We start from the raw sequence: 15,968 nt of genomic DNA, 5'->3' as shown, positions 1-15,968 counted from the left end.
CGTCGGTCTCGCGGGTGGGGGTGGTGTCGCGGGCGGCGTTGAGGATGGTGGTGCGGCTGTCTTCGTGGTCTGGCCACTGCTGCCCGAGCACGTGCAGGGCAGCGGAGCGAACGTCCCCGCCGGTGATGATGTCGCGGGCGGCGTTGAGGATGGTGCTGTGGCTGTCTTCGTGGTCTGGCCACCGTTCACCGAGGACCTGAAGGGCCGTGGAGCGAAGGCTCCGGCGGGTGGGGGTGGTGTCGCGGGCGGCGTTGAGAATAGTGGTGCGGCTGTCCTCGTGGTCTGGCCACCGTTCACCGAGCACTTGTAGAGCGGCAGAGCGGACGTTGCGGCGGGTGGTGGTGTCGCGGGCGACGTTGAGGACGGTGGTGCGGCTGTCCTCGTGGTCCGGCCACCGCTCACCCAGCACATGCAGCACTGCGGCAGTCTCTGATGCCCAGGTGATACGGGCCAAGCGGCTTGCCTCTCGTGTGTCACGGCACATTGATGCCGCGACTTTTCCGCCTGCGGTCAACACCTCCGGTTGTGCGAACTGTGCCTGGTACCAGCGGTGGAAGCGTTCACGGCCGGTCCAGGACCATGGGAAGGAGGCCATCGCCGGCAGCGCATCGTCCACGGTTTGCCAAGGGGCGCTGGTCAGGTGGGCGGTGAGGGTGTCGATGACGGCGTTGCTCTGGACGGAGAGTGATTGCTCCGGGTGTTGGGGAGGGTGGGGTGGTGTGCGGCCGATGCGGTGGGCCTCGGCCAGCGCCCGGATCGCGAGTTCCAGGAACCGCGCGTCGCCGTCGAGTCGGCGGAAGGCGGGGGTGCCGCGTCGGCGGTGCATGTGCAGCAGCCGTGCGATGAAGGTGGCGTGTTCTGCTTCTGCCTGGCGGCTGATCTGGCCGAGGAGGAGCAGGATGACTTCGTGCCAGGCGGGTTCGGTGGCGCGCTGGGCGAGCATGTCGACCAGTTGATGGGGGGTCCATTCCCGTGCGGTGTAGCGCTGGCTGAGGTCGCGGGCGGCGAGGTATTCGAGGAAGGTGCGGTGGACGAAGCCGTACATGCCGGCGCCGTAGGGGTGGAGCAGGAAGGCCCGTTCGTGCAGGCGGTCGACCATGGCGCCGGCGACGATGCGTGCGACGTGCTGTGGGTAGTTCATGTCGGTCACGAAGCAGGCGATCATCCTGGTCAGGTCGGTGCGGGAGATCAGGGTGCCGCCGCGGGTGTCGGCGGCGCCTTCCTGGAGCTGTCGGGCGAGGAGTTCGAGGAGTTCCTGCAGGGGTCTGGCGTCGAGTTCGTCGAGGGCGGCGGCGACGTCGGGGTGGTTTTGGCGGGGCAGGCGGAGTTTCTTGGCGTCGCGGTCCCAGCGTCCGGTCAGGACGTCGACGGCGTGCCGGTAGACCTCGCGGCGGTCGCGGGGGATGGTGGCGCCCAGGCCGATGGAGGCCAGGATGGTCAGCAGTAGTGGGTTGCCGGCCAGTTCGGCCACTGATGCAAAGCCGCGCACGGCGCCGGTCAGGCGTTCGGTAAGGCGGGAGGCTTCGTTCGGGTCGTCGGGGTGGGCGGCGGTGTACCAGTGGCGGATGAACGACTCGATCTGCGTCCGGGTGAGGTCTTCGAGTTTGGCCTGGCTGAAGCCCGCGGTGGTGAAGACGCCGGGGGTGAAGCCGACGACGCGGGAGGTGACCACCACCCGGACGTGAGGATGGGCCTGCGCGAAGGCGGCGATCTGCCCGGCGACATCGGCGCGCCGTGCGGGATCGAAGATTTCGTCCATGCCGTCGAAGAGCATGATCACTGGCCGCTGTGCGGTGTGCATCAGGTGTTCCAGCACGCTGCGGGGCAGGAACATCCGCTCAGTGGCGTTGAACTCCTCCCAGAAGTCCTCCACGGTCCGCCCCTGCCAGCGCTCGGCGGCCAGGTGACGCAGCTCCACGACCACCGGAACCGCCCCCGCCAGAGCCTCCAGCGTGTCCGGTACCGAATCCAGGCCCCCAGCCAGTGCCAGTGCCAGGTATCGCGCGAGCGTCGACTTCCCCGCTCCCGGATCTCCCAGCACTACCAGCCGCTGGCCCTCCGGTGAGGCCACAGCTTCCAGTACCGGCTGCGGTGGCCGTTCGGTACGGGTTCTGCGCCACTTGTCGACCTGCTCCAGCTGCAGTCCCGGTGGCAGGTCCTCCTCGGTCATCTCGCCGCGCTCCACGAGTTCTCGCCATAACCGGGCCGGCAGCTCCGGCCGCGGCGGATCCCACGCCAGCAGCGGTGCCTCGAACACCTGGCGCAGCCCGATCGAGGGCTGCTCACCGGCCCGTTCGTCCGGTCCGAGGACGTCGAGGTTCAGCCGGCCGTAGGCCTGCACCAGTCGCGTGCGGTAGCGCGCCACGGCTGCGTCCGCCTCGGCTTCGGCACCGGAAGCAGTTTCGCTGCGGCGGCGGGCGCCCATGGTCTCCTGGTGGGCATCCTCCAGCAGCCGCTTCCAGTCCTTGCACGCCTCACTTCGTAGCCAGAGCGGACGGACCTGGCCTTCAGGGGTGAGAGTTGGGGTGCCGATCCAGGACTCCCAGACGGCGACCACGGCCAGCACCTGCTCGAAGCTGTCCGGGCGCGGGGCACTGAAGTCCTCCAGACGCTGCGGTGCCCACCGGCTGGCTACCTTCCCCTCGAACGAGGAAGCACCGGGCAGCTTGGTCAGGCGCACCTGCTTCTCCAGCGCCTTCTGCAGCCCCCCGGCGGACCCGTCCCGGGCCCGGTGTGCGGCCTCCGCGTCGGTGCGTAGCTTCCGCAGCCGCCGGTGCAGCGTCTGCCGGTGAACTCCCATCGCCTCCCCGTCCCGTACGCACCCCGCACCAGCTATCCGTTGCACCTCGGGCGCCTGAAACGGGTAGATCAGGCAGCCGCACGGCACGGGGTCGACCTGCAGGTTAGTGCCCAATCCGCCTCACTCACCCCGCAATTGGGATTACTGCACCCTGCGCGAGCGAGTCTCGAACCAACGCCGGGCCCGGCGAACCACATCGTCTCGCAACCGAGGGAAAACGATCATGGCTGTCCGTCGCCGCAAGCCCACCACCACGCCACCCACCCAAAGCAGCCCCGTAGCCCGGCGCAGCGGATCCCACGACACCACGCCGTCGCAGCCTCTGTGGCGGGAAGCCGGCCGTCGCGCTGTGCTCGGCCTCGCCGGTTCCGTCGGAGCCGCCGCCGTCGCGGTCCTGAACTGGTGGATCACGCACCACTGAGGTCCGATCCCGGTACGACGCCCCTCCGGCCTGCGCTGCCCGCGAGTGCCGGCAGCGTGTGGCGGCCGCTGTCGACGTCGCAGGAGTGCGGCACGGCGCCCGAGCGGCGGCTGTACGAGCCATAGGCGTAAGCAGCGGCGGCATGTCCGCACCGACGTGGCCCTTGATTGTGACTCGGGTCACATTTCATGTGAGGGGGCTCTGGGAGCTCTGGGTAAGCATGACAGAAAGCCACCCGCAGCTCCCCGAACGGCCAGAGCCGCTTCCCGGCACAGAAGCGCGAAACCCCGCGCCGTCCGGATCGGATCCCGGCGTGGGACACAGCGAAACAGCCGGCCTGGTGCTCTTGATCAATACAGTTCTCGGAGGCCTGGGAACCCTGTATATGACCACCAAATCAGCGCCCGTCACGCTCATTTCGGCTTTACTGGTCCTGCTGATTGTCATCGTGAAGCGCAGGAGCGGGCGCGAGGGCCGCCCGGGCCGGAGGGACGATCGGAGTGGACAGTGAGTCCGACAGCTTCACGGCCTTCTTCAAGCACCACTACCCCCGGGTGATCGCCATGCTGGTCACCCACCGCGGCTTCACCGAGGTAATCGCGCAAGACGCGACCGCCGAAGCGATGACCAGACTGATCCAGTACTGGGGAAAAGTACAGGCACCTCAGGCCTGGGTCCGAACGGTTGCGTTCCGCGTGGCCTGCCAGCTGGCAGGCAGTCAGCATGCCGGACTGCCGGAATGGGAGCTCGTTGACCAGAGGTCCGCGCAGGACCTTGTCGCAGCGGAGCTCGCGCTGGTCGCGGGCACCGCGATCGGCGCCCTGCCCCGACGGCAGCAGGAAGTAATGACGCTGACACTGGTTGACATGACTCCTTCGGAGATCGCCGAAATTCTCGGGTGCACTCCGGCGCAGGCGAGTGCCAACCTCGCTCACGCGCGGCGGACCCTGAGGAACGCGATGCGGATGGACAAGGAGGCATGAAAATGGATCCGACGCACATCGGCGAGTCAGAGTCGGCCGATCAGGATGCCGCCTACGACCGACTCGTCGCACGGTATTCCGCCCCGGAAACCCTTGCGGCTGCGCTCGAACAGGTAACGTTCGAGGCCCGACGCCGGGCCGCAGCCCGGGAAGGGGCCGGCCGGGTTGCCGACGTGCAAACGGCGACGACTCCAGCCATGACGAGCACCTTCCCCAGCCTCGACATCAGCACGGAGCGACTGGTCCTGCGCCCTCTCGATGAGAGGGACATCGAGGCGTTCGCTGAGATGATGAACGACGAGTCCGTCACTGCTTGGACGTCCGCGCCGCAGCCGTACACCAAGGCCGACGCCCGCACCTGGATTGCAGACGTTGCCCCGGCCGAACGCGCTCAGGGCCGCGGCATCGTCTTCGCCGTCACTGAGTTCCTCACCCAACGCCTGGTCGGAATGGTGCATCTGCGCAACACCGACTGGCGCGTCCGCTCCACCGAGATCGCATACGTCATCGCCCCCTGGGCACGCGGCGAGGGCTACGCCTCCGAGGCGGTCCTGGGCATCGCCAAGTGGCTCTTCCACGACCAGAAGTTCGAGCGACTGGAGCTGCGCATCGGTGCCGACAACACCGCCGCCCAGCAGGTGGCCGAGAAGGTCGGTTGCATCTCCGAGGGTGTGCTGCGCAACGCCTGGACGGCGCGCGCCAGGACCGCGGATGGCGAGTGGTCTGAGGTGCGCACCGACGTCATTGTCTGGAGTCTCCTGCCGGAGGATCTCCCCGGTGTCGACGAACAACTGGCCGACACCGGCGGTTTGACGTTGTTCACTGACCGGAACTGACGAGGATCGGTCTGGGCCGATGCCGCAGGTATGGGGGCGTCGTCTGGGCGCGGGCTCACCCTCGACAACGACGGATACTTCGTCAACCTCCCCGGCTACGCCCACTGCCAGGGCGCGGACAAAACCTGCACCTGGAAGAAGATCGGATAGCCGGCGAACGCTAGAAGGGGCCCGTCGTAGGCCCCTTCTTTGCGTTGCAGCCACTCACGCCAGCGGACGCCACCGACGCTGCTCGTCCTCGTCCAGGGAACTGTCCAGCCACACGAGCCGGCCGTCCAGCAGACCAGGCGTCCCCCCGGTGGCGAGCGCCGGAGTCTCCAAGCTGTCCGCGATCTCTTCGAGGTAGGTCACCAGGGAGTGCTGCGGCTTGGTGCCGTACGGCAAGAGGTACTCGTACTTGGACCAGTTCCACATCAGCCCCGACGCGCTGTCGAGATATGTGCCCAGAACGGTGTCCTCCTCACCGAAGGAGAAGACGGGGATCCACGGCCGCTGCCATACGACGATGTCCTCTTCGCCCGGGACACCAGGTGTCGCGTATTCCTGCTCCGTCTCCGCCTGGAACTCCATCTTGCGCCGGTACACCTCTATGACGTCGTCCAGACGCATCAGGGAGCGATTATCGAGCCAGAAGCCGCCGCCGTTGACGTTGCCGCCCGAGACGAGTCCCCACAGCGTCCGCAGCTCCGCCGGCGCGGCGACCCCCAACGCCGCCTCCACGGCTGCAATCTCCTCTGCGCTCGCGCCCGGACCCAGGGCCGCCTGCGTCACGGGCGCATGCTCACGAAGCCACAGCTCTTCCTTGATCCGGACCCGCTGAAAGTAATCGGATGCATCGGAGTCAGCGCGGCACCCGGACTGTCGCTCATTCTGGACCTCCGGTCACGAACGATACTCGCCGCGGCGGCGACCTTTCCGGGCTCCACAGGACTGCTTGATCGGCGATCAGATGCCGTCCGGCAGACGGCGTGTCCGCGCGCCTGCCAGCCGACTCACACGCCTTCGGATCACGCGTAGCCACCCCTTCGCGCGGGCCGCGCCGCGGCAGCGGCTGGTTGCGGCGCCGTATTTGACTGCACAACTCGGCGGAGGAAATTACGGGTGTCGCGTTGCTGTGTCAGTCTCCGCGCTGACCAACCGGAGGAACTGCGGCTCCCAACATCCGTACCACCAGAGATGACCTCACACCGAGAGATGCCTGCGAGGCAGCGCTCCATCCCCAGCTCGCGCACCTGCTTGCGCAGGGCCGCTATCTCCGCGTCCTTCGCCGATGCCACAACGGCCTCGGGCCGCTCCGCCTTCTCCGCCGTCTTGATCCACTGCCGCAGCGTCTCGTGGTTCACACCCAGTTCGGCAGCCACCCGCGAGACGGGTCGGCCCGACGAACGGGCCAACGCCACCGCGTCGGCCCGGAACTCCGCCGAGTACTTGTAGGTCCCCACCTGGGACTCCTCTCCCTGGACTCAAGATCCAGTGTCGAGGTGTCCACGATCAAGGTGGAGGGCCCGTCGTTTCACATGCACGCCAGGTACATGCGTGTGTCCTCCCCGGTGGAGTGGAGGATCGCCGTGCTCGGTCGCTTGGGTCGCTGTCCTCTCCGCGCGATCGGAGACGCTCCGTACGGCAGTCAGCCGGTCGAACGGCTGCTAGATCGTGCCGAAGGGCACGCGGGCGAGGACCAGGCCTCGTACCTCCACCGCTCCCCATTCAGCCATCAGCCGTCTGCCGACAGTGTGGAAGGTGGCGCCCGTGGTGAAGACGTCGTCCACCAGCAGGATGCGCTGGCCTTCGACGCTCTGACGGAGTTTGAGGGCGGCAGCGTGCTCGCGGGCGGCATCCATTTTTCCCTGCCATCCCTTGCTGCGAGCGGACTTGCCGGTCTCGTGCTGCTTGATGAGTACGGGGCTGTCGGGATCGGCGATGGGCCACTGCCCCAGGGCGTCCTCGGCGAACGCGGCTTCCAGCATGGTTTCAACGTGCTGGAGTGGGGCGCGATCGGGGGCCGTGGGATTGCCGAGGATGAGGTCGATGTCTTCTAAGTCGTCGGTGTGCGCGTTGAGCCAGCCGATGATGAGACGCCCCAAGACCACGCCCCAGCCGGCCACACCGTCGTACTTGAACTTCCAGATGGTCTGCTCAAGTGGCGGCGCGTAGAGGGCGACGGCGTCCACCCTCGTGAAGAACCGGCGCTCGGACGGCCAGCTGCAGATGATGTTCCGGCATCGTGTATCGGCGCTGCTGAGGCTCTGGCTGCAGACAGCGCAGTGGTGTTCTGCGAGCGGGCGCACTTTTTCGGCTGCGCACTGCGCGCAGACGTGGGGTGCGCCGATGAAGCGGTAGGCGCACCTGGGGCATTTGGGAAAACCGAGCGGCTGAGGTAAGTCAGACGCGTTGGTCACAGGCCCGCCAGCGCGAGCTGTAGACGCTGCTGTCCTGCCTGCTGCACGCGCCTGGCGTTGCCCAGACGTTCAAGGATGTCGCTCAGCTCGGAGACTTCCACGGCCTTGCCCTCGTCGATCATTTTCGCCGCCCAGGGTTCCTTCGTGGCCAGGGACTTGAGCAGGAAGACGTGCTTGCCGTGCTCGTGAGCGATGCGGGCCTGCATCTTGGCGCCGGAGGTCGAGGACGCCTCGATGACGATGCTGCCCATGGTCGATCCAGAGGTGACCACGTTGCGGCGGGGGAAGGTCCAGGTTGCGGCTGCGGAGGTGGGCCAGAACTGGGAAAGGAGCGCTCCGCCTCTGTCGAGAATTTGCGCGGCCAGCAGCTTGTTCTGGGCGGGGTAGATCCGCGCGGCGATGCCCGTGCCCAGGACGGCGACGGTGCGGCCGCCGGCCTCGACGGTCGCGGTGTGGACAGCGGTGTCGATGCCCTTGGCCAGGCCGCTGAAGACCACGACGTCATGCTCGACGAGTTCCCGGGCCATGCGGGCAGCACGGCGAAGGCCGTCCTCGCTTGCGGTACGGGTGCCGACGACGGCGGCTGATCGTGCGTCACGCTCCTGGAGGTCGCCGAGGTAGAAGAGGAAGGGCGGCAGGTTGGGGATGACCCGCAGGTTGGCGGGATAGTCGGGGTCCAGGACGGTGACGAGACGGGCGCCTGCCTTTTCCGCGGCTTCGCGCTCGGCGGCGACCCGGGCACGGGCGTCGTCGAGATAGGGGAGGGCCTCGCGCAGGAGGGGCTGGTTGCGTCGTGCGATGGCGGAGTCTTCGGGCAGGTCTCCGCCGAGGACGACGTCCAAGGCCTCGCGGGACTGGCACGTACGGGCGATGAGGTTCCAGTCCACGGATTTGTTCTGCGCTCGCAGGGCGCAGATGGTGAGCAGGTCTTCCTGTTCACGGGTTATGTCGATCACGGTGCGTCCTTCTACTCGTCGGCCCGGTGTGTTCGAAGGTCGTTTCGGTCCTGCAGTGGGCCGCCTCCATCATGTCGCATGCCGTTTTTCTTGTGCAGGGGACGCGTTGACCCGTTGGTGTGAAGGGCGAGACGGCTGAGCGACGCCGAGAGAAGTCTGTGGTCGTTGTCTGGTCGGCAGGGGGACGCGCTTCGATCACGGCTTTGTTGGCGGGCGGTGTGGACCTGGGGGAAGTGCTCGATCTGATGCGGTGCCAGGAGGGCGCGGCCCAGGACGGTTCGCTGTCGCCTGCGGGAGTTCGTATGGACCGGGAGATCACCGCCCGGATTCCGTCGCAGAACTGACCTCGCGCGCCGCAGCGCGCGGTGGCTAAGTCGAGGATGCCCAGATGCTGGTCGGGGTGGCAGTGGGTGCAGGCTGTGGTGCCAGCGACGAGTAGCCGGCGGGCCTCGTCCTGGTTGATGGGGCGGCGGCGCTTGCCTGCCATGTGGCAGTCGCCTGCGTGGACCCGTGTGGGTGGGCTTCCGGTGCCGATGCCGAGTTCGATGATCCACTCCGGTGGCCGGGGCCGTCGCTGTCGGCCCTGTTCCTGCTCGGCTTGCTGCTTCACGATCGCGGCGATCTTGCAGTCGATGCGTGCCAGCCACATGGCGTGCCAGACCCGCAACGTGTGGAGGCGGTCCAGGTCGGGCGGCAGGTCGTCGAACACATTTTTGATTCTAGGCCCATGATCAACCGCTCGCGCACTCGCGTGCTCGATTTTATGTTCGATAACGTGAGGTGTGGGAGGTGGACTTTGGTGAACGTGGAGACGCCGCAGGTCGGGCAGCCGTCGGTGATGCATGTGCGCTGCCCGGACCGGCTGCCGGAGGAGACCTACCGGCAGGTCCTGGAGCTCCTGGCGGACCTGTCCCCGGTCGTCCAGGCGCTGCCGCCGTCCGCGGCCCTGGTCCAGCTCAAGGGGGCACTGCGCTACCACGGTGTCGACGGCCGGCGGCTCGGCGAAGTCCTGCGCGTGCGGGCCATCTCCCGCCTGGGCGTCGACGTCCGCGTGGGCATCGGCCCGACCATCACGGTCGCGGCGACTGCCTCCGGACAGATCAACCGCTCCGGGCGGGGTCCTCGCGATTGCGCCCGAGCACGCCGCCGACTGGCTCGCCCGGCTGCCCGCGCCCTGCCCGCCTCCGCGACCGTGCGGCACACCTTCGACCGCCACACCCTGGACGGGGCCGCCGTCCGCGCCGCCTTGCTCGACCTGGTCGTCCAACTCGGCGTGCTGCTCCGCAATCGCGACCAGGCGGCCCGCGCGCTCACCCTGACCCTGCGGTTCGCCGGCGGTACCAGCTGGGAGAAGACCCGCCGCTTGCGAGAGGCGTCCGCGCACGACGAGGACCTGCGATCCCTCGCCTATCAGCTGATGGACGCCGCCGGCCTGCAGCGCGGCCGCCTGACCGGCCTCGCCCTCAAAGGCGAGGACCTCATCGACGCCGGCCAGGTCGCCGAACAGATCAGCCTCGACCAGGCGAGGGAGGCCCGCCTGGTCGCCGAAGCCGCAATCGACCGCATCCGCGCCAAGTTCGGCCCACCGCGGTCGGCCCCGCCGCGACCTTCCCCCACGCGTCATGACCCCACGGTCCGCCCCGGGAAGGCGAAGAGATGCTGCTTGATCCGCCGGGGACGAGCCCCGTACTGCCGCACTGGCCCTACGCGCAAGCCGTCGACGAAGCCCTCACCACGCGCGGCATCCCGCCGGGCAAGATCCGGGCCGGCACAATGGGCCGTGAGCACGGCGAGACGATGTACCTGATGCTCGCCTGGGACGTCAGCCGGACCCACGGCATCGGCGGCATCCGGATGACCTGGACCGACGAGACCGGCTGGGCCTACACGCCACTCGGCGCCAACCCCCGCATCCAAGGACCGCACCGGCCGCTCACCCCACTGCGCCGGATCTTCGCGCGCCCGGACGACGTCGCCGAGGTAGCCGAACGCCTGGTGCGCGACTGGCGCACACCCACCGGCGACTACCACGCAGAGTGGGACGCCGCGGACAAGACAAGGACCGCGATCGCCGACTTCCGCGACCACAGCCCCAGCAGTTGGCCTGTCCGGCACACGGGAGGCAAGTCAGCCGACGGACGATGATCCCGGCGGCGCCTTCCCGAAGCAACGACAGTGACGCCCTGACATTCGAGTCCTAACAGCCCCGAAGCAGGCACCAGAACACCGGGATGGCCCTTGGGGTGCCCAGTGCTGGCCCGGCTTCTAGGCTGAGTGTGCTCGGGGCGTACTGCGGAGGTCTGCCATGCCCCGAACCATCTGGTCTGGCGCCATCTCGTTCGGTCTGGTCACGGTGCCGATCAATGTGGTCAGCGCGACGGAGGACCACAGCATCCACTTCCACCAGTACCACCTGGAGGACATGGGTTCTCTGAGGGAGAAGAGTGCTGCGACTCTCAAATGCGCCGATTCGTGCAGCTCAGCGTCGGTGCGGACGACGGTATCTGGTGCAACAGGTGTGGCGCCATCGCTGAATCGAGCGAACGCGGGATCCCTCCTGCGCCCGCTGCGCGGCAGCCAATCGAGCCAATCGTCTTCGGATCGGTGTAATGGAAGCGCCGCGCTCTTGTACGGCTCCCGGCGCCCAGGCTGCGGAAGCCTTCGTCAGCCGCCGCAGCCTCAGCCGGCCTTCGCGGTGGGCCTCTGGCCTTGCTCTGCCTGGCGGATGCGCAGCACGAAGGTGCGTGCCACGGAGTTGAGCACCTTTGGATCTGCAGCCGGCGGCCCATCAGTGTTGATGTTCACGTACGCGCTGACGGGCCCCACTTGCATCTGGATTGAGCTGCTGCAGTAGCTCCGGCCGAGGCAATAGACCATCGTGTATGCCGTGTCCGCACCGTCTATCTGCGCCGCTGCCTGCTGCGTGCCGGCAGTACGCCTCTTCCACTTGCCGTAGTCGGCCTCGGCCTGTGAGCGACTCCTGAACGATCTAAGCCCGAACCCAACGACGTGACCGTTGAGATCTGGCGCGCTATAACCCCTTCTACCGAAGGCAACGCGGCCATCGGTACCCGATTCGCCCTCTATGAGGTAGGAACTTGCTGCCTTCCATCCCGGGGGCACATCGGCTGCGCCAGGCAGCACGACCCGCAGCTGCTCCTTACCAAGCACGACATCGGCCTTAGCCGACGAGGGGACCCTGGTCGGGGCCTCCGGCCCTGGCCGATCTGCTCCTTCGCACCCGGACAACATCGCGATCGCAGCAGCCACACTCAGGACCTGAGCAGTATGTCTCCCCGGCACCGTTCCCCCTCAATGCGTCAGACAACAGCAAAGCTCACGCTTGGCGATCATATGCTCACGTCTAGACGACGCGGAGGTGGCCCGTCAGACCTACCGGTGGGCAGTTTCGCGCTGGTTCAGGGCCCGGGTCAGCTCGCGGTTGGCCGCTCGGGCAGCCTCCAGTTCATCGGCACGGTCATCGAGCTGACCTTGGATGTCGGCGAGGTTCTGCTCCAGCATCTTGATGCGTTGCTGGAGCTGGTCGATGTCGGCTGGCGCCCCCAGGCCGGACTCGGCCCAGGCGGCCTCTCCGAGGGCTTGGGAGAGGCGCTTCTCCAACTGCCGGACCCGCGCGGCAAGGCGTTTGTTCCGTTCCAGCGCGTTGGCCAGGTCGGCCTGCAGGGAGGCCCGACTGACGGCAGCGGCCCGCCCCTCCTGGGGAGGGGCGGCCGCAGCCGCATGGACACGTTCGAGCAGGTCCCGATGCCGGTAGAGGAAGGTGCGGTCCACTCGCGCTGTGCGGGCGAGAGCCGAAACGGTGATGTCGGCGTCGCTTCGCAGCATCGTGTCGAGGGCCTTGAGAACGCGCTCCCGGCGGCGGGCCGAGTCGGCCCGCCGCCCGTCACTCATGTTGGTCATGCTGTTCTGCCGGGGCGAAAGTCGGGCATGGGCGGTCCGACGCGGGGCATTCCGAGGGCGACGATGTGCTGGCGGCTGCGGCGGAGGACGGTGGTGGCTTCCTTGATCTGCGTGCGGTCCTCGTCGGTGAGGGCGTCGAGGTCCTCCCGGACGCGCCGCACAAGACGACGGACCCGGGCGATCTCCTCATCGGAAGGTGTGGCCTCGACCTTTGCCCAGTCGTCAGCGGAGGTGAACGCGGCCAGGCGTTCTCGGTTTCGCAGCAGGTCGGCGAGGTATGCCTCCAGATCGGGGAGGTAGGAGGCGTCTGTGCGGAAGTGGTCGCAGCCGACGCAGCGGAATCGGACAGGGCAGGCGTGTCCGCCGGCCGCGACGTTGGACGGCTCGACGCAGACGCCGTAGGGTGCCTGAACTTCGCCGACGGCGCGGCGGGCGTACTCGTCGTCCAGCAGTTCCTTGGCCTGCCGCCAGATGCGGTTGCCGTGACGGTCGAACTGCATCGCCGATACGCGGTCGACGGCCTCGCGTTTACGCTGCTCACCTACCCGGTAGTAACGCTGAGTAGTGGCGAGTTGGCGATGGTCCATCAGACTTTGGAGGACGTCGGGCTGGATGCCCTGGTCAGCGTGCCGCTGGCAGTAGGTGTGCCGGTAGGCGTAGGGGAAGATCTTGGGTTTGTCGAAGGGCAGCATCTTGGTGATTTGCTGCCCGTTGATCTCAACGCGGGTGGGGACCAGGAACTCGGGCAGCGACTGGATCCATTCGCGGTGGCGGCCGGACAGCCAGCCGGCCCCGAGCGGCTTGCGGCCGTGGGGGTTGCCTACCCGTGTCGGCAGGAGCATCAGCTCAGCGGTGGGAGTCCGGGGGAAGTCGGTGCGGATCAGCTCCTGCTGCCTGGTGATCACTCCTGCCGTTGCCTCGGAGATCGGCAGGCGCCGTCCTTTGCGGCCGGACTTGTAGTTGTCGTAGATCAGGACGTTCTGGCCAGTGGTGTCCTGTTGGAGGCAGTCCCACCGCAGTTGGCAGATCTCCATGGGCCGCCTGCCGGTGTCGATCAGCAGCTCTGTGGCCACCAGGTTCTCGTTGCCGTTCCGCTTCTTGCCGGCGAGTGAGGGCAGGTGCTCGCAGATTTGCCGCATGACCTCGGGCGGGAGGTCTTTGCCTGCTTCGGTGTCCTCGGGGTCGTCGGGGATGTCCTCGGCTAGGAGGGCGAAGTCGTCCGGCAGGCCGTGTAGCGGCTCGCCGGGCCGGGTCAGGCCCAGAGACCGCATCCGGGCCAGATTGCTGCGTACATAGCGGCTGATGACCACTGTTCTGCGCTCCGAGATGACGCCGGTTGTGCGCAGGTAGCTCAGCCGGTTGACGAAGGCGGTGATGTCCCTGCGGCCCACGGCCCGGATGTCGTTGCCGCAGTCCTCGCGCTGCAGTTGCAGGCTCTCGGAGAGGAGTGCGAAAGCGCTGACGACTTCTTGGCACGTGGCGATGGCCTTGCCGCGGCGCTGAGGCAGGGAGAAGAACGCCCATTCTTTAGCGGCACTGCGGAGCCATGGCTGGTGGATCCCGGTGAAGCGCAGATAGCCGGCATGGCCGAAGACGGCGCCGTTCCACACGTCCTTGGCCCGTTCGCCCTCCGGGGTGAGCCCGAAGCGGCTGACTTGGGTGACCAGGCTGCTGCAGAACCCCCGTTCGCCGCGGGATACCTGGTCCAGGTCTACTGCGGTCAGCGAGGGCAGTTCGAGTTCGCGCAGCCGGTTGGTGAGCGTCCGGAGCACGGGCTGCGTCGTGTGCAGCCCCTCTCGGGTACGTGCCTGGATGCCGTAGAGGATTTCCGCGACCACCCGGTCGGCCAGTCCGCGCAGGCTGACCTCGTTGTTTGCCGAGACGGGCGCGGCAGTACGCCGCCATCGGGCTTCGTCGTGTGTGCTCAGGCCGCGTTTGGCGGCCCAGGACCAGCGGACACGATGGCCATGGCAGTACGGGGAGTTGCCATCTCGCTTGCGGTGGCAAGCCAGGACCTCGCAGTGCCCGAAGGCCGGCAGAGGGACAACGTCATCACGTACGAGGAACTCCTCCAACGTCACCTGAAGCCGGGTGAGCTGGCCGAAGTGGGTCGAACAGACCGGGTTTCTCCATGACCGGAACGGCCGCGGGCATCCCCTCACCAAGCAGTCCTCGACCCCGGTCCGGCGCATACCGGGGCGAGCATGCTCCACGTACTCGTCCACGTCGGGCCTCCCTGCCTGCCTCCATCGCAGCCGGCACCCCTCGCACAGTTGCCGGGCGACACTGGCCTGCAAGCAGCCCGTCACCCTGCACATCGGCATGCCCAGGAGGTGGTGGTCGTAAGGGAAGAACAGCATCCGAACCTCGTCCGACCAGCCCAGCAGGTCCAGAAGTTCCTGATCCACCGCGGCCCGCAATTCCGCGGTCCTGCTGCCGTCCTCTTCTTCCTCCAGGCGCGCTGTGGGCCGGAGCGGAGCAGTGGTAACCGTCATCGGGCGCCCTCCCAGCCCAGTTCTCGCGGCGAGGGGACACGGTTGACTGCTTCACGCAGCCGTGATGCCGCCGGATGCAAGTAGGGGCGCGCGGATTCGGGATGCTTGTAGCCCAGGAGCATCTGCACCTCGTCCAACTTGCCGCCGGCGTCGGCAACGTTGCTGGCCATCGTGTGCCGGCACATCCGCGGCCCCACCCTGCGGCCCAGCCCCGCCCGGCGAGACAACGATTCGCACAGCTCCCCGATTGCGTCTGCAGAGACCGGCGCACCCAGAGGGCGGCGGAAGAGGTTGACGAGCAGAAAGTCGCTGCCGTCGGACCCCAGACGCTCATGCCGTTCCAGCACGTACTGGTCGAATGCCTGCACGACCAGGAAGTCCACGGGCATCACCCACGACTTCTTCGACTTCGACCACGCGTTGTTCTCGTTCTGACGCCGGACGACATGCAGGTGGGCGCCTTCGACGTGGCAGCCCAGTGACCGCGAGTCCAGCAGCAGGTGAGGATCACGGCGACGAAGGCCAGCGACCTGCCCTGGACGCAGGCCCACGCGGGACAGCAGGAGCATGATCAGCCGGTCGCGCGCCGAGCGGCACGCGAGAAACATCGCAATGACCTCTTCATCGCTGGCCCGGTCGACCTCGGTCTCGGGTTCCTGGAGCCGGTGATGGGCGCGCAGGCGGTGGCGCATCGCGCCGCTCTCACCGCGGGCCGCCAAGGGCAGGTCGTGGTCGTCGCTCAGTTCGTAGATCTGCTCCAACACCGAGGCCGGCACGGCCTTGTTGATGACCGCGTGGACCAGGAACATCCGCACGGCGGAGAGCACTTTGTTGATCCGGGTGTCCCCGCGGACCGGCTTGGTCCCGGGCCCGGGCACCACGACCTGGCGCTGCCCGCCGTTGCCGGGCGTCCACCTCAGCCAGAGGATGAACAGTCCCATCTCGCGAGCCGCCGTCCGCCAGTCCCGCCCCGTCCTCACACACCAGCGCAAGAACAGGACAAGGCCCTCGGCGTATGCCTTCGTCGTCAGCTCCGCCCGCCCTCGCGCCAGCCGAATCTCGCGCAGGAAGCGGTCAGCGTCCTCGACGACCTCAAAATCGTCATCCATCACGGTCCAGTACCGAAGGCCCGAAGGCATCCGTACAGGAAATGCACG

General features: G+C 67.6%; 15 protein-coding genes and 1 pseudogene. 6 read left to right on the top strand and 10 right to left on the bottom strand.

The genetic code is table 11. The features are described 5' to 3' along the window. A partial coding sequence (locus ACWGKT_RS39505) for an NACHT domain-containing protein (protein WP_453277468.1) occupies nt 1-2,800 on the bottom strand: 2,800 nt, incomplete at its 3' end. 223 nt (nt 2,801-3,023) lie between these two features. Between ACWGKT_RS39505 and ACWGKT_RS39500 the strand changes: the two genes are divergently transcribed. The 3 genes from ACWGKT_RS39500 to ACWGKT_RS39490 all read left to right on the top strand — a co-directional run bounded on the left by ACWGKT_RS39500 (nt 3,024) and on the right by ACWGKT_RS39490 (nt 5,040). Next, on the top strand, nt 3,024-3,221 hold the full coding sequence (locus tag ACWGKT_RS39500; RefSeq protein WP_453277467.1) for a hypothetical protein: 198 nt from the start codon (nt 3,024-3,026) through the stop codon (nt 3,219-3,221). Between the two features lie 500 nt (nt 3,222-3,721). Further along, nucleotides 3,722-4,204 (top strand): RNA polymerase sigma factor, encoded by a 483-nt coding sequence (locus tag ACWGKT_RS39495; RefSeq protein ID WP_453277466.1) that lies wholly within the window; start codon nt 3,722-3,724, stop codon nt 4,202-4,204. Between the two features lie 197 nt (nt 4,205-4,401). Then, entirely contained in the window at nt 4,402-5,040 is a 639-nt protein-coding gene (locus tag ACWGKT_RS39490; protein WP_453277476.1) for a GNAT family N-acetyltransferase, read from the top strand. Nucleotides 5,041-5,244: 204 nt separating this feature from the next. On the opposite strand, the gene ACWGKT_RS39485 is transcribed toward ACWGKT_RS39490, so the two are convergent. From ACWGKT_RS39485 to ACWGKT_RS39465, 5 genes are all read right to left on the bottom strand, one after another. Beyond that, the gene (locus tag ACWGKT_RS39485) at nt 5,245-5,811 is read right to left on the bottom strand and encodes an SMI1/KNR4 family protein (RefSeq protein WP_453277465.1); all 567 of its coding nucleotides are present in this window, start codon (nt 5,809-5,811) and stop codon (nt 5,245-5,247) included. Between the two features lie 236 nt (nt 5,812-6,047). After that, nucleotides 6,048-6,482: a transposase gene (locus tag ACWGKT_RS39480; protein WP_453277464.1), complete on the bottom strand. Its 435-nt coding sequence runs from the start codon at nt 6,480-6,482 to the stop codon at nt 6,048-6,050. Nucleotides 6,483-6,686: 204 nt separating this feature from the next. Beyond that, the gene (locus tag ACWGKT_RS39475) at nt 6,687-7,211 is read right to left on the bottom strand and encodes a ComF family protein (RefSeq protein ID WP_453277463.1); all 525 of its coding nucleotides are present in this window, start codon (nt 7,209-7,211) and stop codon (nt 6,687-6,689) included. Between the two features lie 224 nt (nt 7,212-7,435). Beyond that, nucleotides 7,436-8,395 (bottom strand): DNA-processing protein DprA, encoded by a 960-nt coding sequence (locus ACWGKT_RS39470; RefSeq protein WP_453277462.1) that lies wholly within the window; start codon nt 8,393-8,395, stop codon nt 7,436-7,438. Then, nucleotides 8,376-9,104, bottom strand: a complete 729-nt coding sequence (locus ACWGKT_RS39465) for a DUF6233 domain-containing protein (RefSeq protein WP_453277461.1) — start codon at nt 9,102-9,104, stop codon at nt 8,376-8,378. The genes ACWGKT_RS39470 and ACWGKT_RS39465 overlap by 20 nt, the downstream gene beginning before the upstream one ends. Before the next feature lie 90 nt (nt 9,105-9,194). On the opposite strand from ACWGKT_RS39465, the gene ACWGKT_RS39460 reads away from it, so the two are divergent. The 3 genes and pseudogenes from ACWGKT_RS39460 to ACWGKT_RS39450 form a co-directional block, all read left to right on the top strand. Next, nucleotides 9,195-10,202 (top strand): DinB/UmuC family translesion DNA polymerase, encoded by a 1,008-nt coding sequence (locus ACWGKT_RS39460; RefSeq protein WP_453277460.1) that lies wholly within the window; start codon nt 9,195-9,197, stop codon nt 10,200-10,202. After that, nucleotides 10,169-10,540 (top strand): hypothetical protein, encoded by a 372-nt coding sequence (locus ACWGKT_RS39455; RefSeq protein ID WP_453277459.1) that lies wholly within the window; start codon nt 10,169-10,171, stop codon nt 10,538-10,540. Before ACWGKT_RS39460 ends, ACWGKT_RS39455 begins: the two co-directional genes overlap by 34 nt. 160 nt (nt 10,541-10,700) lie before the next feature. Next, nucleotides 10,701-10,853 (top strand): annotated as a pseudogene (locus tag ACWGKT_RS39450) (Ku protein); the annotation flags it as partial. Between the two features lie 221 nt (nt 10,854-11,074). Here ACWGKT_RS39450 and ACWGKT_RS39445 read toward each other — a convergent pair. The 4 genes from ACWGKT_RS39445 to ACWGKT_RS39430 form a co-directional block, all read right to left on the bottom strand. Continuing rightward, complete coding sequence (locus ACWGKT_RS39445) at nt 11,075-11,566, bottom strand: hypothetical protein (protein WP_453277477.1); 492 nt, start codon at nt 11,564-11,566, stop codon at nt 11,075-11,077. 222 nt (nt 11,567-11,788) lie between these two features. Next, on the bottom strand, nt 11,789-12,307 hold the full coding sequence (locus tag ACWGKT_RS39440; protein ID WP_453277458.1) for a DUF6262 family protein: 519 nt from the start codon (nt 12,305-12,307) through the stop codon (nt 11,789-11,791). Between the two features lie 5 nt (nt 12,308-12,312). After that, nucleotides 12,313-14,811, bottom strand: a complete 2,499-nt coding sequence (locus ACWGKT_RS39435) for a tyrosine-type recombinase/integrase (protein WP_453277457.1) — start codon at nt 14,809-14,811, stop codon at nt 12,313-12,315. Further along, complete coding sequence (locus ACWGKT_RS39430) at nt 14,808-15,920, bottom strand: tyrosine-type recombinase/integrase (protein ID WP_453277475.1); 1,113 nt, start codon at nt 15,918-15,920, stop codon at nt 14,808-14,810. The genes ACWGKT_RS39435 and ACWGKT_RS39430 overlap by 4 nt, the downstream gene beginning before the upstream one ends. Nucleotides 15,921-15,968: the final 48 nt, after the last annotated feature.

The sequence above is a fragment of the Streptomyces sp. NPDC054794 genome, assembly GCF_053611585.1.
The sequence above is the reverse complement of the archived record's forward strand: the minus strand, read 5'-3'. Positions and strand labels throughout refer to the sequence as shown.